General features: G+C 70.8%; 16 protein-coding genes. 11 read left to right on the top strand and 5 right to left on the bottom strand.

The window, feature by feature from the left end:
• Positions 1-21: 21 nt before the first annotated feature.
• Positions 22-807, bottom strand: coding sequence for an amino acid ABC transporter ATP-binding protein (locus M1203_RS30660; protein ID WP_249953083.1), 786 nt, complete (start codon positions 805-807; stop codon positions 22-24).
• Between the two features lie 275 nt (positions 808-1,082).
• Here M1203_RS30660 and M1203_RS30655 point away from each other — a divergent pair, with 275 nt between their 5' ends.
• Positions 1,083-1,796 (top strand): response regulator transcription factor, encoded by a 714-nt coding sequence (locus M1203_RS30655; protein ID WP_249953082.1) that lies wholly within the window; start codon positions 1,083-1,085, stop codon positions 1,794-1,796.
• Positions 1,797-1,802: 6 nt separating this feature from the next.
• Positions 1,803-3,194 carry a HAMP domain-containing sensor histidine kinase gene (locus M1203_RS30650; protein ID WP_249953081.1) on the top strand — a complete coding sequence of 464 codons (1,392 nt, stop codon included), beginning with the start codon at positions 1,803-1,805 and terminating at the stop codon, positions 3,192-3,194.
• Positions 3,195-3,234: 40 nt separating this feature from the next.
• Here the strand turns inward: M1203_RS30650 and M1203_RS30645 are convergent, their stop codons facing one another.
• Positions 3,235-4,236 (bottom strand): TAXI family TRAP transporter solute-binding subunit, encoded by a 1,002-nt coding sequence (locus tag M1203_RS30645; protein ID WP_249953080.1) that lies wholly within the window; start codon positions 4,234-4,236, stop codon positions 3,235-3,237.
• 156 nt (positions 4,237-4,392) lie between these two features.
• On the opposite strand from M1203_RS30645, the gene miaB reads away from it, so the two are divergent.
• Together miaB and M1203_RS30635 are read left to right on the top strand one after the other, a co-directional pair.
• Positions 4,393-5,880 (top strand): tRNA (N6-isopentenyl adenosine(37)-C2)-methylthiotransferase MiaB, encoded by a 1,488-nt coding sequence (gene miaB / locus M1203_RS30640; RefSeq protein ID WP_249953079.1) that lies wholly within the window; start codon positions 4,393-4,395, stop codon positions 5,878-5,880.
• Positions 5,881-6,021: 141 nt separating this feature from the next.
• Positions 6,022-6,756, top strand: a complete 735-nt coding sequence (locus M1203_RS30635; protein WP_249953078.1) for a hypothetical protein — start codon at positions 6,022-6,024, stop codon at positions 6,754-6,756.
• A gap of 216 nt (positions 6,757-6,972) precedes the next feature.
• Here the strand turns inward: M1203_RS30635 and M1203_RS30630 are convergent, their stop codons facing one another.
• Together M1203_RS30630 and M1203_RS30625 are read right to left on the bottom strand one after the other, a co-directional pair.
• A complete protein-coding gene (locus tag M1203_RS30630; RefSeq protein ID WP_249953077.1) occupies positions 6,973-7,218 on the bottom strand; it encodes an antitoxin in 246 nt (81 codons plus the stop codon).
• A gap of 41 nt (positions 7,219-7,259) precedes the next feature.
• Positions 7,260-7,466 (bottom strand): gliding motility protein, encoded by a 207-nt coding sequence (locus M1203_RS30625; RefSeq protein ID WP_249953076.1) that lies wholly within the window; start codon positions 7,464-7,466, stop codon positions 7,260-7,262.
• Positions 7,467-7,714: 248 nt separating this feature from the next.
• On the opposite strand from M1203_RS30625, the gene miaA reads away from it, so the two are divergent.
• From miaA to M1203_RS30590, 7 genes are all read left to right on the top strand, one after another.
• Complete coding sequence (gene miaA / locus M1203_RS30620) at positions 7,715-8,653, top strand: tRNA (adenosine(37)-N6)-dimethylallyltransferase MiaA (protein WP_249953075.1); 939 nt, start codon at positions 7,715-7,717, stop codon at positions 8,651-8,653.
• A 125-nt stretch (positions 8,654-8,778) separates the two neighbouring features.
• A complete protein-coding gene (locus M1203_RS30615; RefSeq protein ID WP_249953114.1) occupies positions 8,779-9,216 on the top strand; it encodes a hypothetical protein in 438 nt (145 codons plus the stop codon).
• Between the two features lie 34 nt (positions 9,217-9,250).
• On the top strand, positions 9,251-10,183 hold the full coding sequence (gene dapF, locus M1203_RS30610; RefSeq protein ID WP_249953074.1) for a diaminopimelate epimerase: 933 nt from the start codon (positions 9,251-9,253) through the stop codon (positions 10,181-10,183).
• A 136-nt stretch (positions 10,184-10,319) separates the two neighbouring features.
• Complete coding sequence (locus tag M1203_RS30605) at positions 10,320-12,470, top strand: bifunctional (p)ppGpp synthetase/guanosine-3',5'-bis(diphosphate) 3'-pyrophosphohydrolase (RefSeq protein ID WP_249953073.1); 2,151 nt, start codon at positions 10,320-10,322, stop codon at positions 12,468-12,470.
• Positions 12,471-12,605: 135 nt separating this feature from the next.
• Complete coding sequence (locus M1203_RS30600; RefSeq protein WP_249953072.1) at positions 12,606-14,141, top strand: M1 family metallopeptidase; 1,536 nt, start codon at positions 12,606-12,608, stop codon at positions 14,139-14,141.
• Positions 14,142-14,253: 112 nt separating this feature from the next.
• Positions 14,254-15,744 carry a GTPase HflX gene (hflX, locus tag M1203_RS30595; protein ID WP_249953071.1) on the top strand — a complete coding sequence of 497 codons (1,491 nt, stop codon included), beginning with the start codon at positions 14,254-14,256 and terminating at the stop codon, positions 15,742-15,744.
• Between the two features lie 389 nt (positions 15,745-16,133).
• A complete protein-coding gene (locus M1203_RS30590) occupies positions 16,134-18,242 on the top strand; it encodes a WD40 repeat domain-containing serine/threonine protein kinase (protein ID WP_249953070.1) in 2,109 nt (702 codons plus the stop codon).
• Positions 18,243-18,383: 141 nt separating this feature from the next.
• Here M1203_RS30590 and M1203_RS30585 read toward each other — a convergent pair whose 3' ends face one another.
• Complete coding sequence (locus M1203_RS30585) at positions 18,384-19,610, bottom strand: serine protease (RefSeq protein ID WP_249953069.1); 1,227 nt, start codon at positions 19,608-19,610, stop codon at positions 18,384-18,386.
• Positions 19,611-19,629: the final 19 nt, after the last annotated feature.

Genomic DNA, 19,629 nt, shown 5'->3' with positions numbered 1-19,629 from the left:
GATCCGTGTCCAGAGCGTCGGTCAGTGATGCAGGATCTTCGACAGGAAGTCCTTGGCGCGGTCGCTGCGGGGGTTGCTGAAGAACTCGTCGGGCGTGGCCTGTTCGATGATCCGGCCGTCCGCCATGAAGACAACCCGGTTGGCGGCGGAGCGCGCGAAACCCATCTCATGGGTGACGACGACCATCGTCATTCCGTCGCGCGCCAACTGCTGCATGACCTCAAGTACTTCATTGATCATCTCGGGGTCGAGCGCGGAGGTCGGCTCGTCGAAGAGCATGACCTTCGGACCCATCGCCAGCGCCCGCGCGATGGCGACACGCTGCTGCTGGCCACCTGAGAGCTGGGCCGGGTACTTGTCGGCCTGCGAGCCGACGCCCACGCGGTCCAGCAGCGCGCGTGCCTTCTCCTCGGCGTCCGCCTTGTCCGTCTTACGGACCTTGATCTGGCCCAGCGTGACGTTCTCCAGCACCGTTTTGTGTGCGAAGAGGTTGAACGACTGGAAGACCATGCCGACATCGGCGCGCAGCCGGGCGAGCTCCCTGCCCTCCTCCGGCAGCGGCTTGCCGTCGATCGTGATCGCGCCCGAATCGATCGACTCCAGGCGGTTGATGGTGCGGCACAGTGTGGACTTGCCGGACCCGGAGGGCCCGATGACGACCACGACCTCGCCACGGGCGATGGTCAGGTCGATGTCCTGGAGCACATGCAGCGCGCCGAAGTGCTTGTTCACGTTGCTCAGTACGACCAGGTCGCCCGTCGCAGGCACGGCGTCCTCGGCGCCCTTGGTCACTGACACTCCGCTCATCGGCTTTTTGCTCCGTCCTCCTCGGTTGGGAGGACCTTAGTCACGCACTGCGATCAGCGTCATTACATCTGAGCGGAAATTGAGCATAACGATCCGGCCGCAACCGGACACTCCGCGTGAAGAGGGCGGTGGGGGGAGTACCGGGTGGGTAACGGAAACCTTGGCGTAACGGGAAGACCCTTGACTGACCGTGCGCGATCGGCGTGGATGCCTGGTACGTACTAACAGCGCATGAATACGGTGCGACGAAATCAGCGCGACCGTGAAGGGGGCCCGTGAGACTGCTGCTCGTGGAGGACGACGACCATGTGGCCGCCGCCCTGTCGGCCGTGCTCGCCAAGCATGGATTCCAGGTCGTACATGCCCGCAGCGGTGAGGAGGCGCTCCAGGCCGTGCTGCCCGCGGCCAATGTGGGCAAGGCGCCCTTCTCGGTCGTCCTGCTCGACCTCGGACTTCCCGACCAGGACGGCTACCAGGTCTGCGGCAAGATCCGCAGGATCACCTCGACCCCGGTGATCATGGTGACCGCGCGGGCCGATGTCCGCTCCCGGATCCATGGCCTCAACCTCGGCGCCGACGACTACGTGGTCAAGCCGTACGACACCGGCGAACTGCTCGCCCGAATCCATGCCGTCAGCCGGCGCGCCGTCGGCGGGGACGAGTCGGCCCCGGTCCCCGGGGGCACCCAGCAGCTCGGGCGGCTCAGCCTCGAACTGCCCACCCGTCGCGTGAGCGTGGACGGCACGGCCGTCCAATTGACTCGCAAGGAGTTCGATCTGCTGGCCCTGCTCGCCCAGCGCCCCGGTGTGGTGTTCGGCCGCGAACAGATCATCAGCGAGGTCTGGCGCACCAGTTGGGAGGGTACGGGCCGCACGCTGGAGGTCCATGTGGCCTCCCTGCGCGGCAAGCTCGGCATGCCGGCGCTGATCGAGACCGTCCGGGGCGTCGGCTACCGCCTGGTCGTCCCCGGCGCACACCAGGGTCCGTAACACCCCGTGCGCACCCGACTGCTTCCGCTGCTCATCATCCTCATGGCGGGCGTGCTCCTCGCCCTGGGCTTCCCGCTCGCCGTGAGCCTCGCCGCCGCCGAGCAGCAGCGCGTCGTCGTCGACCGGATCGACGACACCGCGCGGGTCGCGGCCCTGGCCCAGTTCGTCTCCGAGAGCCGCTCGGGCGCCCAGGAACGGCGCACGATGCTGGAGACCGAACTGACCAGGTACTACGAGGTGTACGGGGTCAGGGCCGGCGTCTTCTACCGCGACAACGGCGTCATGGCCCGCGCCCCCGAGGGCTGGAGCGTCCCCGAGGCGGGCCCGGCCCGGCAGTCCTTCGAGGAGGCGCTGCTCGGCCGGCGCAGTGGCGATCCCGAACAGGTCTGGCCCTGGCAGAACGGCCGGCTGATCGTCGACTCACCGGTCGTACGGGACGGCGATGTCGTCGCCGTGGTCGTGACCGACTCGCCGACCGGCCAGATGCGTTCGCGCATCCTGCACGGTTGGCTGATCATCGCCGCGGGCGAGGTGGCGGCCATGCTGCTCGCCGTCGGGGCCGCGATCCGGCTGACCGGCTGGGTGCTCCGTCCCGTACGGGTACTGGACGCGGCCACCCATGACATCGCCACCGGCCGGATGAACTCCCGGGTCGCGGCGGCCGGCGGGCCGCCCGAGCTGCGCCGGCTGGCGAGCTCCTTCAACGAGATGGCCGACAACGTCGAGGATGTGCTGGAACAGCAGCGCGCCTTTGTCGCGGACGCCTCGCACCAGCTGCGCAATCCGCTCGCCGCCCTGCTGCTCCGTATCGAACTGCTCAGCCTCGAACTGCCCGACGGGAACGAGGAGATCGCCTCCGTACGGACGGAGGGCAGGCGCCTCGCACAGGTCCTCGACGATCTGCTGGACCTGGCGCTGGCCGAGCACACCGCCGCGGATCTGCGGCTCACCGACATCGGTGAGGTGGCCGCCGAGCGGGTCGCCGCCTGGCGGGCCCTCGCCGAGGAGAAGGGCGTCAGGCTCACGGAACACCGCGCGGCGGTCACCGCCTGGGCCGACCCCATCGCACTCTCCGGCGCCCTGGACGCCGTGATCGACAACGCGCTCAAGTTCACCCCGGCCGGCGAAGAGGTCACGGTGGCGGTTGCCCGCGACGGCACGACCTCGAAGATCGTCATCAACGACGGCGGTCCCGGCCTCACGGATGACGAGCTGGCCAGGATCGGGGACCGCTTCTGGCGCAGCAACCGCCACCAGAACATCAAGGGATCGGGCCTCGGCCTGTCGATCTCCCGGGCCCTGCTCGCGCCCGGCGGCGGCTCGATCACCTATGAACACGGCGAACCGGGCGGACTCCAGGTCACGCTGAGCGTCCCGAGATCATCCCCGACGGCCTGATCCTGATCAGGAGCCCGCCCGGCCTACGGGGGCCAAGGCCCTACGGCTTCTCCGACCGGTAGTACCGCTTGGCGCCCTCATGCAGCGGCAGCGGATCCGTATAGATGGCGGTCCGCAGATCGACGAGCTGCGCGGGATGCACCTCGTCGCCGATCCGGTCCCGGCTGTTGATCACCGTGCGCGTCAAGCCCTCCGTCAGCCCGGCGCTCATCCGGTCGGTGGTCACCAGCAGATTCGCCACCGCGACCGTCGGTACGGCCGTGCCGTTCTGCGCCGTGCCATAGGCGTCGACGGGTATCACCGCGGAGCGGTAGTAGCGGGACGCGGCCTCGCCCGAGGAATGCAGCCGGTCGACGAGCGTGGACTCCAGCGGCACTAGCCGTATGCCGAAGCGCTCCGACAGGTCCTGGACCGCCCCGGTGGGCAGCCCGCCCGACCAGAAGAAGGCGTCCAGCTCGCCCCGTTCGAGAAGGCCCGGCATCGTGTCGATCCCGACCGAGAACGGGACGATGTCCTTCCGCGGGTCGAGATCCGCGGCGGACAGCAGCCGGTCCGCTATCAGCCGGACCCCTGAGCCCTCCTGCCCCACCCCCACCTTCTTGCCGCGCAGATCAGCGGTGGAACGGATGTCCGCGTCCTTCGCGGCGACCAGCTGCACATAGTCGTCGTACAGCCGCGCGCAGCCGCGCAGCCGGTCCGCGCCCGGCTTGCCGTCCCTCTGGTACTTGGCGACGGCGTCGGCGGTGGCGATGGTGAAATCGGCCTCGCCCGAGGCCACTCGCGCGATGTTCTGCTGTGAGCCCTCGCTGGTACGGAGCTGTATCGACACATCCGGCAGATCGCGGGCGAGATCCTGCTTCAGCAGCGTTCCGTACCGTTGATAGACCCCGCTCGTCACGCCCGTGCTGAACGTGACCGAGCCGGCCGGCGCGGACGTTCCGATCGGGAGCAGCCACCACAGCAGCAGCCCGAGCAGCACCAGCACCGCGGCGGCGCCCTGGAGAGCGCGACCGCGGCCGATACGGGACGTAAGGCCGAACATGCCCCGATCCTGTCAGCTCACTCCCCGTAATGGCCAGGCCTTGTCTTGTGCCCGCCACAGTCGGTTCTCCGCCCGCCGTGATCTCCACGGGATGCCCGGGCGCCACGGGAATCCCCGGGCAGCCGTCCCGGCCGACCCCGTACCCTGGTGGGCGAGATGAGCGAGAAGACTTACGAGGTACGCACCTACGGGTGCCAGATGAATGTCCACGACTCCGAGCGGCTGTCGGGTCTGCTGGAGGACGCCGGGTACGTCCGCGCGCCCGAGGGCGCCGACGGCGACGCCGATGTCGTTGTCTTCAACACCTGCGCGGTGCGGGAGAACGCCGACAACAAGCTGTACGGCAACCTCGGCCGGCTCGCGCCGATGAAGACCAAGCGGCCCGGCATGCAGATCGCCGTCGGCGGCTGTCTGGCGCAGAAGGACCGCGACACCATAGTGAAGCGCGCCCCCTGGGTCGATGTCGTGTTCGGTACGCACAACATCGGCAAGCTGCCGGTGCTGTTGGAGCGCGCCCGGGTCCAGGAAGAGGCCCAGGTCGAGATCGCCGAGTCGCTGGAGGCCTTCCCCTCCACACTGCCGACCCGTCGCGAGTCCGCCTACGCCGCGTGGGTCTCCATCTCCGTCGGGTGCAACAACACCTGCACCTTCTGCATCGTCCCCGCGCTGCGCGGCAAGGAGAAGGACCGCCGCCCCGGCGACATCCTGGCCGAGATCGAGGCGCTGGTCGCCGAAGGGGTCTCCGAGATCACGCTGCTGGGCCAGAACGTCAACGCGTACGGATCCGACATCGGTGACCGCGAGGCGTTCTCCAAGCTGCTGCGGGCCTGTGGCGCGATCGAGGGCCTGGAGCGGGTCCGCTTCACCTCGCCGCACCCGCGCGACTTCACGGACGACGTGATCGCGGCGATGGCCGAGACGCCGAATGTGATGCCCCAGCTCCATATGCCGCTCCAGTCCGGCTCGGACACCATCCTGAAGGCGATGCGCCGCTCGTACCGGCAGGAGCGCTATCTCGGCATCATCGACAAGGTGCGCGCCGCCATCCCGCACGCCGCCATCTCCACCGACATCATCGTGGGCTTCCCGGGCGAGACCGAGGAGGACTTCGAGCAGACCATGCGGGTCGTGCGCGAGGCGCGCTTCGCGCAGGCGTTCACCTTCCAGTACTCCAAGCGCCCCGGGACCCCGGCCGCCGAGATGGAGGGGCAGATCCCCAAGGCGGTCGTCCAGGAGCGCTACATGCGGCTGTCCGCCCTCCAGGAGGAGATCTCCTGGGAGGAGAACAAGACGCAGGTCGGCAGGGTGCTGGAGGTCATGGTCGCGGAGGGCGAGGGACGCAAGGACGGCGCCACCCACCGGCTCTCCGGACGCGCCCCCGACAACCGCCTCGTCCACTTCACCAAGCCGGACGAGGAGGTGCGTCCCGGCGATGTGGTCACCGTCGAGATCACCTACGCCGCACCGCACCATCTGCTCGCCGAGGGCCCGACGCGGACGGTACGCCGCACCCGCGCCGGAGACGCCTGGGACCGGCGGAACGCGACCGAGGCCGCGAAGCCCGCGGGTGTGCTGCTGGGTCTGCCCATGGTCGGGGTCCCGGCCCCGCTGCCGGCCGTGACGGGCGGCTGCTCCGTCGAGTGACGAGGCACCGCCCTCCGTGCTGCGGCCCGCCGTACGCGGGGGCACCGCCCTCCCCGGGAACCCGCCCTCAGCGCGGACCTTCTGTCCGCGCGGGCGGGACGGAGAACTCGCTCGTCTAGGACAGGGCCTAGGCTGCTGATCATGCTCGTAGCCGCCGCCGTGTGTCCCAGTCCGCCCCTGCTCGTACCCGCCGTGGCCGCCGGAGCAGCCCCCGAGCTCGATGCCGCGCGCGCGGCGTGCGCCGATGCCCTCGGGGTGCTGGCGGCCGCCGGGCCCGAGCGGCTGATCGTCGTCGGACCCGCCGAGCGGGACCGCCGGGGAGAGCACCCCTCGGGGGCCGTCGGCTCCTTCCGCGGCTTCGGCGTGGACCTCGACGTCGTCCTGGGCGCGGCCACGGCCACGGGGCGGGCGGGGACCGGCGAGGGCCCCGGACGGGAGCTGCCGGCGTCCCTGGCGGTGGCCGCCTGGCTGCTCGAACGTGCCCATTGGGCCGCCGCCCCCGTCAGCGGACTGGGCGTGGGGGAACCTCTCGACACCGAGCGGTGCCTTCGGACGGGACGGGAGCTCGCGGCGCGGGCCGGCCGGATGGCGCTGCTGGTGATGGGCGACGCCAGCGCGTGCCGCTCATTGAAGGCGCCGGGATATCTGGACGAACGGGCGGCCGGATTCGACGAGGAGGTGGCACGGGCCCTGCGCACGGCGGACGTGGCGGCGCTGACGGCGCTGGACGCGGAGCTTGCGTACGCGCTCAAGGCGGCCGGCCGGGCGCCCTGGCAGGTGCTGGCGGGCGCCGCCGAGGGGGCCGGTCTGGGCGGCGAGCTGCTGTACGAGGACGCGCCCTACGGCGTGGGTTATCTCGTCGCGGCCTGGTCGTAGCGCAGGTCGGTGGGGCCCTCTCTCAGAGACGGCGCGGTCCCCCGGGAGGAAAGTGGCTCCCCGGAAGAAAGTGGTCCTGGGAAGGAAGCGGCCCCCGGGAAGGAAGTGGCCCCGGGCACAAGAACGACGGCCGCGAAGCGCTGCTGAGCGCCTCGCGGCCGTCCTGGCCTGTGTGCCGACCTCTTGGCCGGTGTGGCGGCCTCTGTGCGCCGAGGATCAGGAAGCGGGCGGTGGCGGCGGGGTGGTGCCGTCATCCTTGTGAGCGAGCTTGCCCAGGGCGTCCTTGGCTTTGCCCGTCCCGCTGTCGATCTTGTCGCTGTACTTGCCCTTGGTCTTCTGATCGACCGTGCGGGCGGCCTTCTCAAGCCCGTGCTCGATCTTGTCCCCGTGCTGCTGCGCGAGGTCAGCGACCTTGTTCTTGGCCGGGCCGATCTTGGCCTTCAATGAATCCAGGAAGCTCATGGGCCACCTTCCCTCGGAGGAGACAACAGCCTACTTGCAGCCTACTTGCGGGTGCTCTTCCCGGCCTCATTGTCCGCCGCGGCCTCCGCCGACTGCTGCTTCGGGATCTCCACGCCCTCGGCCGCAGCCGTCTCGGGCCCGGCACTCTCCGCAGGCTCGGCCGTCGCCGCTCCGGTCTCCCCGGATTCGGCCTCCGCCGCCACGACGACGCTGTCCGCGGCGGGATCGGCCGTTGGAGTGGTAGCCAATGCCTCCGCGGTTGACGCTTCGGACGCGGCTACCGACTTCCGGCGAAACCGTGAAAAAACACCCATATCTTCTCCATACATTACTCGTGAGGGCGAAATTCCGCGCCGCCCGGAGCGTCCCATTGCGTCGCCCAGGGGCACCGGCCAGAAAACCGGCGGCCGGAACCTCGCAACAGGCAACGAAGCCGATCGTGTGCCGTCACGTAACTCATTCGGGGAGCGGCCTGTGTGTTTGCGAGACTGGGGCAGTGAGAAGCGCAGCTACCGCACCGCGGGTCATCGCCGTCGTCGGTCCCACCGCGGCCGGCAAGTCCGATCTGGGCGTTCATCTCGCCCGGCAACTCGACGGTGAGGTCGTCAACGCCGACTCCATGCAGCTCTACCGGGGGATGGACATCGGGACCGCCAAGCTGACGACCGAGGAGCGTGCCGGTGTCCCGCATCACCTCCTGGACATCTGGGAGGTCACCGAGACCGCCAGCGTCGCCGAGTACCAGCGGCTCGCCAGGACGGAGATCGACCGGCTGCTCGCCGCGGGCCGTACCCCCGTCCTGGTGGGCGGCTCGGGACTGTACGTACGCGGTGCCATCGACGCCCTCGATTTTCCCGGCACCGATCCCGAGGTTCGCTCCCGGCTGGAGAGCGAGCTGACCCTGCGCGGGTCCGGCGCCCTGCACGCCCGGCTGTCTGCCGCGGACCCCCAGGCAGGCCGCGCGATCCTGCCCAGCAACGGCCGCCGTATCGTCCGGGCGCTGGAGGTGATCGAGATCACCGGCAAGCCCTTCACCGCCAATCTGCCGGGCCATGACTCGGTCTACGACACCGTTCAGATCGGCGTCGATGTCGCCCGCCCCGAGCTGGACGAGCGGATCACGCGGCGCGTGGACCGGATGTGGGACGAGGGGCTGGTGGACGAGGTGCGCGGCCTGGAGGCCCGGGGGCTGCGCCAGGGACGTACGGCCTCGCGCGCCCTCGGCTACCAGCAGGTGCTCGCGGCGCTCGCGGGGGAGTGCACCGATGAAGAGGCGCGCGCCGAGACCGTACGCGCCACCAAACGCTTCGCGCGCCGGCAGGACTCCTGGTTCCGCCGCGACGCGCGGGTCCACTGGCTGGGCGGCGGATCGGAGCACCGCGAGGAACTGCCGCACCGGGCGCTGGCGTTGGTCGAACGAGCGGTCACAGCCTGATCACGTGATGGCATCGGGACGCTCCGTGCGCCCTTGCGGTACCTCCGGGCGTGCCATCATCGAGCATCGATCGACCATCGGGCATCGATCGACCAGTGAAGTCCGATTGGGGAGGGCGCGTGGCGATGGAGGCCGGCCCTCGCGACAGAGAACCCACGGCGCCGGACATCCCGGACGCCTCCCCGGGGCTGAGCCCCGACGGTCCTGAAGACGAGACCACGACCCCCGAGGTCGAGGTCGAACTGCGTCCCCAGCGCCGGATGCGGATCTGGCAGCTCGCCCCGATCGTGGGGCTCGCGGCGATCGGCTCGCTGATGTTCGCCTTCCCCCTCGCCTTCGGCACCGGGGACGGCGGCGCGGTCGTCGCCATGCTGGGGCTGCTGATCAGCTGCTGCGCGGCGGGCTGGGCCATGATGGCCGCCCGCCGGGTCGGCCACACCTGGCCGGGGCTGCCGACCCGCGCCTCCGGCGAACGCCCCGACTGGCGCGTCATCGCCCTGTACGTCTCCGTGGCCGCCGCCCTGGTCGCCCTCGCCGTCTGGCGGGTCGCGCGGCTGCGCTGACCGCGCGGTGGTGATGTCGGTCCCCGCTCGTACGATGGACCCCGTGAGCACCTTCCAGACCGCGCCGGTCGCCTACCTCAAGGGACACGGGACCGAGAACGACTTCGTGATCGTCCCCGACCCGGACAACGCCATCGACCTGCCCGCCCACGCCGTCGCCGCTCTGTGCGACCGCAGGGCCGGCATCGGCGGCGACGGGCTGCTGCATGTCGTACGGTCGGCCGCGCACCCCGAGGCGCGCGCCATGGCCGGCGAGGCGGAGTGGTTCATGGACTACCGCAACGCCGACGGATCCATCGCCGAGATGTGCGGCAATGGTGTGCGGGTCTTCGCCCGCTATCTCCAGCGCGCCGGCCATGTGACGGCGGGCGATCTGGCGGTGGCCACGCGCGGCGGGGTGAAGCGCGTGCACCTCGCCAAGAGCGCGGGCCGCTCGGTGACCGGGGCCGAGGACGGCGACATCACGGTCCGTATGGGGCGTGCCGTGCTTCCCGACGACGGGGTGACCGTGGCCGTCGGCGGCCGGGAGTGGCCCGCACGGAATGTCAACATGGGCAATCCGCACGCGGTCGCGTTCGTGGAGGAGCTGGCGCACGCGGGGAATCTGTTCTCCGAGCCGCCCGTCAGCCCCGCGTCCGTCTACCCGGACGGCGTGAATGTCGAATTCGTCGTCGACCGCGGTCCGCGCCATGTCGCCATGCGCGTCCATGAGCGCGGCTCGGGCGAGACCCGCTCCTGCGGTACGGGCGCCTGCGCCGTGGCCGTCGCCGCGGCCCGAAGGGACGGCATCGACCCCGCGGTGACCGGAGCCCCCGTCGCCTACACCGTGGATCTGCCCGGCGGACGGCTCGTCATCACGGAACACCCGGACGGCGAGATCGAGATGACCGGCCCCGCCGTCATCGTCGCGGAGGGGTATCTCGATCCGGCCTGGCTCGAAACGGCCTTCGCAACACGCACGGTCTGAAGCTCGCTCGAATGGGTGATCCGTTTCACGCCGGGCGAGAGCGGGACTGCTCCACGTGGTGGGCTCGATAGCATCAAGCACCGGCCCGGAGGGCGCCCTTGCTCTTCACCGCCGGTCGAAGCTGCCGGAGGTGCCCATGAGTGCAGAGGCCACCAACCCTGGTGCCCAGGTGAGTCGCAGACGCGGCCTTGCCCGGATCGACCTTCGCAGAATCGGCCGGGCCGCGTTACTCGGTCCCACCTCCAGGGACAGGCTGCCCGACGCCATGGGCCATGTCGCGGACGCCCACCGCGCGCACCATCCGGACGCGGATCTCGGTGTGCTGCACAAGGCGTATGTGCTCGCCGAGGCCTCGCACCGCGGGCAGTTCCGCAAGAGCGGCGAGCCGTACATCACGCATCCGCTGGCCGTGACCCTGATCCTCGCCGAACTGGGCGCCGAGACCACGACCTTGACGGCCTCTCTCCTCCACGACACCGTGGAGGACACCGAAGTGACGCTCGACCAGGTGCGCGCGGAGTTCGGGGACGAGGTCTGCTATCTGGTCGACGGGGTCACCAAACTGGAGAAGGTCGACTACGGCGCCGCCGCCGAGCCCGAGACCTTCCGCAAGATGCTCGTCGCCACTGGCAACGATGTCCGGGTGATGTCGATCAAGCTCGCGGACCGGCTGCACAACATGCGGACCCTCGGGGTGATGCGCCCCGAGAAACAGGCCCGTATCGCCAAGGTCACCCGGGACGTCCTCATTCCGCTCGCCGAACGCCTCGGTGTACAGGCCCTCAAGACCGAGCTGGAGGACCTGGTCTTCGCGATCCTCCATCCCGAGGAGTACGCGCACACCCGTGCCCTGATCGCCGAGAACGCCACCGCGGGCGACGCGCTCGCGGCGATCTCCGAGGACGTCAGGAGGGTGCTGCGCGAGGCGGGTATCGCCGCTGAAGTCCTCGTACGGCCCCGGCACTTCGTCTCCGTACACCGGTCCGGGCTGAAACGCGGCGAGCTGCGCGGCACGGACTTCGGCCGGCTGCTGGTGCTCGTCGCAGAGGACGCCGACTGTTACGCGGTCCTCGGCGAGCTGCACACCTGTTTCACCCCGGTCATCTCCGAGTTCAAGGACTTCATCGCCGCACCCAAGTTCAACCTGTACCAGTCCCTGCACACCGCGGTCGCGGGTCCCGACGGGGCGGTCGCCGAAGTCCTCATCCGTACGCACCAGATGCACAAGGTCGCCGAGGCCGGGGTGGTCGCGCTCGGTAATCCGTACGCGTCCGTCGAGAACGGGGGAGCACAGGACGGTACGGGGTCCGCAGCCGGGACCACCGCCCCGGCCGGTGCCGCGCCGGTGTCCCCCGGGGACCCGGGGGACGGCGAGCGCGCCGACCCGACCAGGCCGGGCTGGCTCTCCCGGCTCCTGGAGTGGCAGCAGGCGGCGCCCGACCCGGACACCTTCTGGACGACGCTGCGCGCGGACCTCGCCCAGGACCGGGAGATCACCGTCTTCCGCGCCGAGGGCGGCATGCTCGGACTCCCGGCCGGGGCGACCTGCGTGGACGCCGCGTACGCGCAGTACGGCGAAGCCGCGCACGGCTGCCTCGGGGCACGCGTCAACGGCCGGCTGGCGACGCTCAGCACGGTCCTGAGCGACGGGGACACGGTCCAGCTGCTGCTGGACAGGGACGCCGCCTCGGGGCCCTCCCCGGAGTGGCTGAGCCATGCCCGTACCGCCGCCGCCCGGATCGCGATCACGGGATGGCTCGCGGCGCATCCGGAAACGGTCGGACTCCCCGCCGCCACACCCCGCGCGGCCCTCGCCGTCAGTGCGGGCCGGCGGGACGTCGCCAACGCCGTGGTGGACCTGCCGGGCGCGACGGTCCGGCTGGCGGGCTGCTGTACGCCCGTACCGCCGGACGCCGTCACCGGTTTCGCGGTGCGTGGCGGTGTGGTCACCGTCCACCGGCAGGAGTGCCGGGCGGTGGAACGGATGCGGGCCCTCGACCGCGCGCCCGTCGCGGTGAGCTGGGGAGACGCCCCGGAGTGCCGGGTCACGCTGTACGCCGAGTCCTTCGGGCGGCCACGGCTGCTCGCCGATCTCACGGAAGCCATCGCCACGGCGGGCGCCGCGATCGTCGCGGCCACCGTGGAGCCGCCAAGCGAGCAGCGCGTACGGCACACGTACACGCTGGAGCTGCCCGACGCGGCGGGCCTGCCCGGTCTGATGCGGGCGATGCGCGATGTACCGGGGGTGTACGACGTCAGCCGCGCCCAGCATCCGGCGACCGCCTGACCGTTCCGCCGGGCGGCCTCGTCAACCGCGCGCCGCCTGGCATCCGGCCTGTGTCCGCGCTCTGACCTGCCCCTTTCGGGTGGGTGCGGAGCGCGCCGTCGCGGTGCGCCGGGGAGGCGCTGGTAGCCGTGGATCATGCTCCTCACCCACCGCCGACTGCGCGCCGCCCTGCTGGCCGCCGCCTCGGTCACCCTCGTCGCCGCGACCCTGCCCGCCCCCCAACCGCTCGGTATCGGCGACCCGCTCTTCCCCCAGCTCGGCAACCCCGGCTACGACGTGCTCAGCTACGACCTCGACTTCACCTATGGCGGAGACAACCGCAAACCGCTGGACGCCATCACCAAGATCGACGCGCAGGCGACCCAGCGGCTGGAACGGATCAACCTCGACTTCACCCATGGAAAGGTCCGCTCGGTCGAGGTGAACGGCGCCGCGGCGCGCTTCGCGACAGCCGGCGAGGATCTGGTGATCACACCGGCCGCCGCCGTCGAGGACGGCTCGCGGATGCGGATCACCGTCAGCCACACCAGCGACCCGACGGGCGACGTCGGCGGCTGGGTACGGACCACCGACGGACTGGCGATGACCAACCAGGCCGACGCCGCGCACCGCGTCTTCCCCGGCAACGACCACCCCGCCGACAAGGCCTACTTCACCTTCCGGATCACCGCGCCCTCGCGGCTGACGGCCGTGGCCAACGGCGTACTGGAAGCCAGGGCACGCGCGGGCGCGATCGCCACCTGGATCTACCGCACCCGCCACCCCATGGCCACCGAACTGGCCCAGGTCTCCATCGGCGACTCGGCCGTGGTGCGCCGCCAGGGTCCCGGCGGACTGCCCGTACGGGACGTGGTGCCGGCCGCGGACCGCCAGAAGCTGGAGCCCTGGCTCAAGAAGACACCGGACCAGATCGGCTGGATGGAGCGGCAGGTCGGGCCGTACCCCTTCGAGAACTACGGTGTGCTGGTCGCGGCCGCCGACACCGGCTTCGAACTGGAGACACAGACCCTCTCGCTCTTCGAGCGGGCCCTGTTCACCGAGCCCGGATACCCGGAGTGGTACGTCGACTCGGTCATGGTCCATGAGCTGGCCCACCAGTGGTTCGGCGACAGCGTCTCCCCGCGCAGGTGGTCCGACCTCTGGCTGAACGAGGGGCACGCCACCTGGTACGAGATGCGCTACGCGCAGGAGCACGCCGGGAAGTCGATGGAGACCCGGATGCGGGACGCGTACCGGCAGTCCGACGGCTGGCGGGCGGTGGGTGGCCCCCCGGCGGCCCCGAAGCCGCCGGTCGCGGGGCAGCCGATCAGCCTGTTCCGGCCGGTGATGTACGACGGCAGCGCCCTGGTGCTCTACGCGCTGCGGCACGAGATCGGCGAGACGGCCTTCGCGCGTCTGGAGCGTGACTGGGTACGGATCCACCGGGACGGGACGGCGGCCACGACCGACTTCATCGAGCTCGCGTCGTCCACCGCGGGGCGCGATCTCTCCGCGTTCTTCAAGGCGTGGCTGTACCGGCAGAAGACTCCGCCGATGCCCGGCCACCCCGACTGGCGCTCCGAGGCACCGGCCAGGAACCAGAACGCGCCGCGGAACCGGTACGGGGCGCCGCACCGGATGCCCCACGGCACTGGGGGCACGGTCCGGGAACAGAGCGTGAAACCGGAGTGACGGCCGGACCGAACCGTGCCACCATCGATGTGTCGGCACCGCGGCCGGGAATCATTTTCCGCCGTCACGCGTTGTGACCGACGTATCAGAAATCTCTCGACGTAAGGATCCAATGACCTCCTCTTCCTCCCCTTCCCAGGACGCGCAGCGCTTCGCGGACCACCGCACCGAAAGCCTTCGGGCCGATGCCCTGATGGAAGAGGACGTCGCCTGGAGCCAAGAGATCGACGGAGACCGGGACGGCGATCAGTTCGACCGCTCCGAGCGCGCGGCGCTACGGCGTGTGGTGGGCCTCTCCACCGAGCTGGAAGATGTCACCGAGGTCGAGTACCGGCAGCTGCGCCTGGAGCGCGTGGTGCTGGTGGGCGTGTGGACCTCGGGGACCGTGCGGGACGCCGAGAACTCGCTCGCGGAGCTGGCGGCGCTCGCCGAGACGGCGGGCGCGCTGGTGCTCGACGGCGTGATCCAGCGGCGTGACAAGCCCGATCCGGCCACGTACATCGGCTCCGGCAAGGCCCACGAGCTGCGGGACATCGTGCTGGAGAGCGGCGCCGACACCGTCGTCTGCGACGGTGAGCTGAGCCCCGGCCAGCTGATCCATCTCGAAGATGTCGTCAAGGTCAAGGTGGTCGACCGTACGGCCCTGATCCTGGACATCTTCGCCCAGCACGCCAAGTCCCGTGAGGGCAAGGCGCAGGTCGCGCTGGCGCAGATGCAGTACATGCTGCCGCGGCTGCGCGGCTGGGGTCAGTCGCTGTCCCGTCAGATGGGTGGCGGCGGCGGTGGCGGCATGGCCACCCGCGGTCCCGGTGAGACCAAGATCGAGACGGACCGGCGGCGTATCCGCGAGAAGATGGCGAAGATGCGCCGGGAGATCGCGGACATGAAGACCGGCCGCGAGATCAAGCGGCAGGAGCGGCGGCGCAACAAGGTGCCGTCGGTCGCGATCGCCGGATACACCAACGCGGGCAAGTCGTCCCTGCTCAACCGGCTCACCGGCGCGGGCGTGCTGGTGGAGAACGCGCTGTTCGCCACCCTCGACCCGACCGTGCGCCGGGCCGAGACCCCGAGCGGCCGGATCTACACCCTGGCCGACACGGTCGGGTTCGTCCGGCATCTTCCGCACCACCTCGTCGAGGCGTTCCGCTCCACGATGGAAGAGGTCGGTGACTCCGATCTGATCGTGCATGTGGTGGACGGCTCGCACCCCGCGCCGGAGGAGCAGCTGGCCGCCGTGCGCGAGGTGATCCGCGATGTGGGCGCGGTGGACGTACGCGAGATCGTGGTGATCAACAAGGCCGACGCGGCCGATCCGCTGGTGCTCCAGCGGCTGCTGCGCGCGGAGCGGTACGCGATCGCGGTCTCGGCGCGTACGGGCCAGGGGATCGCCGAGCTGCTCGCGCTCATCGACGAGGAGCTGCCCCGGCCCGAGGTCGAGGTCGAGGCGCTTCTCCCGTACACGGAAGGCGCGCTGGTCTCCCGGATCCATGCCGAGGGCGAGGTGCTCTCCGAGGAACACACCCCGGAGGGCACGGTGGTCAAGGCGCGTGTCCACGAGGAGCTGGCAGCCGCGCTCAGCCCGTATGTGCCGGTGGCCCGCTGACCGTAAGGTCCCGGCAGCCTGGACAGGACGAAGGCCCGCCCCCCCCGCGAGGAGGGGGCGGGCCTTCGTGGTGTGCTCCGGTCGTCAGGCTGTCCAGGTCGCGGGCGCGTCCGAGTCGGGATCGGGGATGCCGGCGGCGGTCGCCGGCGCGGCCGGGTGCCGCAGGTCGGTGGCCGGGACGTCGTCAGCCGGCGCCCGCGAGGCGGTCCCGCTTGTGACAGGACCGGGACAGACGCCTCGGCCGGGGCTCCATTACGCTGACGCCCGAACCAGCGCGGGCCTCGATGGAGCGCCGGTTTGCGTACGGCGAGGGCGCGTTGTGCCGTGTCCTCGTACGAGGCGGCTGCCCGCGCTGGCGCAGGCACGATCAGCTAGGGGTGACAGTCGGCATGTCCCAACCGGACCATGGCCCGCGGGCGGTTCCGCATCCGGTCGGCGCCCCGGGGTGGCCGGCCGATCCACCGCCGGTCCACCCGCTGGGATCCGGCGATCCGGTCACCGCGGGCCCGTACCGGCTGGAGGGCCTGCTCGGTGCGGGCGGCATGGGCCGGGTCTACCTGGCGCGCACCCCGGCCGGCAGCGCGGTGGCGGTCAAGGTCGTGCATCGCGAGTACGCGGCCGACGCGTCGTTCCGCAAGCGGTTCGAGCAGGAGGTGTCCGCGGCTCGGCGGGTGCAGGGCCTCTACACCGTGCCGGTCGTGGACGCGGATCTGGGCGCCGGCGAACCGTGGCTGGCCACGGCCTACGTGCCGGGGCCGGCGCTGCACGACGCGGTGGCCGCGCGGGGGCCGCTGGCGGTGGAGGAGGTGCTGGCACTGACGGCGCAGGTGGCCGAGGCACTGCAGTCCATCCATGCGGCCGGGGTGATCCACCGCGATCTGAAGCCCTCCAACATCCTCCTCAGCGCCGACGGCCCCAAGGTCATCGACTTCGGCATCGCCCGGGCGGCGGACGTCACGTCGGTGACGAGTACGGGCATGCTGGCCGGGACGCCCGGCTACATGGCGCCCGAGTACATCAGGGGCGAGAGCCTCACCGAGGCCGTCGACGTCTTCGCGCTCGGCGCCATCGCCGCGTACGCCGCCACAGCGCGACCCGCGTTCGGCGGCACCGGGCACAGTGTGCTGTACCGCATCCTCGAACAGGCACCGGATCTCGACGGCTGCCCCGAGCCCGTCCGGACCGTGGCCGCTCGCTGCCTCGCGAAGGACCCGGCCCAACGGCCGGGCCTGGCCGACGTCATCCGCCTGTGCCGTACCGACGGCACTCACCGGCCGGACCCCGCCGTACCGCCGCAGCGGACCGTCGTCGACCCCGCACCGGACTTCCACAACGCCGCCACCGCGGCTGCGGCTGCGGCACCGCAGCGGCAAGGCCCGGTGCCGGATGCCGTGACCGTACCCGAGCCCGCGCAGCCCGTTCCCCTCACGGACATGCCGCAGATGTCCGTACCGGCGCTGGTGGGCGCGATCGGGGTGCTGGCGGTGGTCGCCGTACTGATCGCCGTACTGCTGCCCGACAACTCCACCGACAAGGACACACCCACCGAGATGGCACCGACCGCCAAGCTCGGCGGCTATACCCGGGGCAAGGGGCCGGACGGTTTGGCGTTCAGCCCCGACGGCAAGACCCTCGCGACGGGCAGCAAGGACGGCAAGGTGCGGCTCTGGGACGTGGCCCGCCGCACGATCCGCGCGACCCTGGCCCCGCGCCCCGCGCCCGGCGACACCGAGGTCTCGGTGACCGCGGTGGCCTTCAGTCCCGACGGGAGTCTGCTCGCCGCCGGAACGGGCAGCAGCATCGTGGCGCTGTGGGATGTGGCCCAGCGGCGGCAGGTCGCCTCCATCACCACCGACGAATACGGTTCGGACACCCTCAACAGCGTGGCGTTCAGTCCCGATGGCCGGCTTCTGGCCACGGCGAGCGTGGACGGCGCCTACCTCTGGAACGCGAGGACCGGCCCGGACCTGGGCAAGCGGGTCGCTGTTCTCGACGACGACATGCAGGCGAAGCAAGTGGAGTTCAGTCGCGACGGGAAGACGCTGGCCACGGTTGGCTACATCGGCGACCGGAGCTCCAGTTCCCAGGGCGTCACGCAGCTCTGGGATGTGGCCCGGCACACGATGCGCGAGGAGCTCGTCAGCGCTGAGGAGGCGTACGGCGTCTCGTACAGCGCCGACGGCAAAACCATCGCCACCGCCGCCAAGGACCGGACGGTCGAGCTGTGGAACGCCTCCGACGGTCGCTTGACGGGCACCGTCGACGAGACGATCGGCGTGCCGGTCCAGAGCGTGCAGTACGGCCCTCGCGACTCCACCCTCGCCGTGTTCAACGGCAATGAGGTCAATCTCTGGGACACGGCCGCGAACGAGCTGAAGTACCGGCTGGTGGGCAACCACTGGAACGTCCTGCACCTGGCGTTCAGCCCCGACGGCACGCTCGTCGCGTCGGCGAGCCCCGATGATGTCGTCTACCTGTGGAAGATCCCGCGGCCTTGACCGCATCCGCAGAACCGGCCGCGCAAATCGCGTTGATCCCGCTGCTGCGGAAGGCGGCACCGCCGGTTCGAACGGTGGTGCCGCCTTCCGGTCGTACGCCGCGGCTCGCGCGCGGCAACCGGCTGCTGCTGCCGTTCCGCGTTACTGACCGGCGAACTTCGCGCTGACCTCGTCGTAGACGCCCTTGGCGACATCACCGAGACGCGGCCCGGCGAGCCAGCCGGCCGTGACCGGGCCGATGGAGGTGTTGGACACCAGGGCGGGCTTGCCGTCCGCGCCGTTCGCGACCCAGCCGCCGCCTGACGAACCTCCGGTCATGGTGCAGCCGATCCGGTACATCGTCGGGTCGTCGGCCGTCATCGACAGCCGGCCCGGCGTGTCCTGGCACTGGAAGAGCTTTTGGCCGTCGAACGGCGGCGCCGCCGGGTAGCCGGTCGCCGTCATGGCGTCGATCTGGGGGGTGGCCGGCGCGTTGAACTCCACGGGCAGCGCCGAACCGACCGTCTCCTCAAGGGACTTGCCGGTGCCGCCCTTCTCCGGGGTGACATGGACGACCGCGAAGTCGTACGGCGCGCCCTGGCCGCCGGTCGAGGCGCCCTGCGAGATCCACTGCTCGGAGGTCTGCGCCCAGTCGGCCCACCACACGCCCTCCGGAGCGATCTGCTCCTTGGGCGCCGTCTCCAGCTCCGCCATCGACAGACCGCTGTTGTTGTACGACGGTACGAAGGCGAGGTTGCGGTACCAGCCGCCGGTCTTGCCCGCGTGCACGCAGTGGCCCGCGGTCCACAGCAGATTGGACTTGCCGGGGTTGGCCGGATCCTCGACCACGGTCGCGGAGCAGACCATCGAGCCCTCGGGGCCGTCGAAGAACAACTTGCCCGCCTCGGCGGCGTTCTCGCGGTACGGCGCGTTCACGGCCTGCGCGGTGACCGGCTCCGGAGTCGGGTCGGTCACGCCCTCGTCGCCGGAGATGTCCTGCTCGTCGACCGCCTTCTCCGGCGGCTCCTCCGCGTCCCGCATCCGGTCCGGGTCCCAGAGGCCCTCGATGATCGGGTTGATGTAGTCCTTGGCCTCACGCAGCCAGGTGTCCTTGTCCCAGTTCTTCCACTCGCCGTTCTTCCACTTGTCCAGATCGAACCCGTGCTCCTTGAGCCGGTCCTTGAGCTCGTCGGGTATCTGGATCTTGCCGTCGGACGAGCCGGTGGCGGCGTCGCTCGCCTGGCCGGTGGCGTTGTCCTCCTCCGGCCCGCAGGCCGTGGCCGTCAGCGCGAGCGCCGCGGCCATCGCGGCCGCGGCGAGGACGGGGGAGGTTCTGCGCCGTGTGCTCCTTCCACGGCGTGCGGCGAGCGTGGGACGAATGGGTCGCATGGCGTGTATCCCCCTGGGA

It is taken from the genome of Streptomyces sp. 35G-GA-8, from assembly GCF_023534745.1.
Classification (GTDB): domain Bacteria; phylum Actinomycetota; class Actinomycetes; order Streptomycetales; family Streptomycetaceae; genus Streptomyces.
This window is presented reverse-complemented; position numbering and strand designations above follow the sequence as displayed.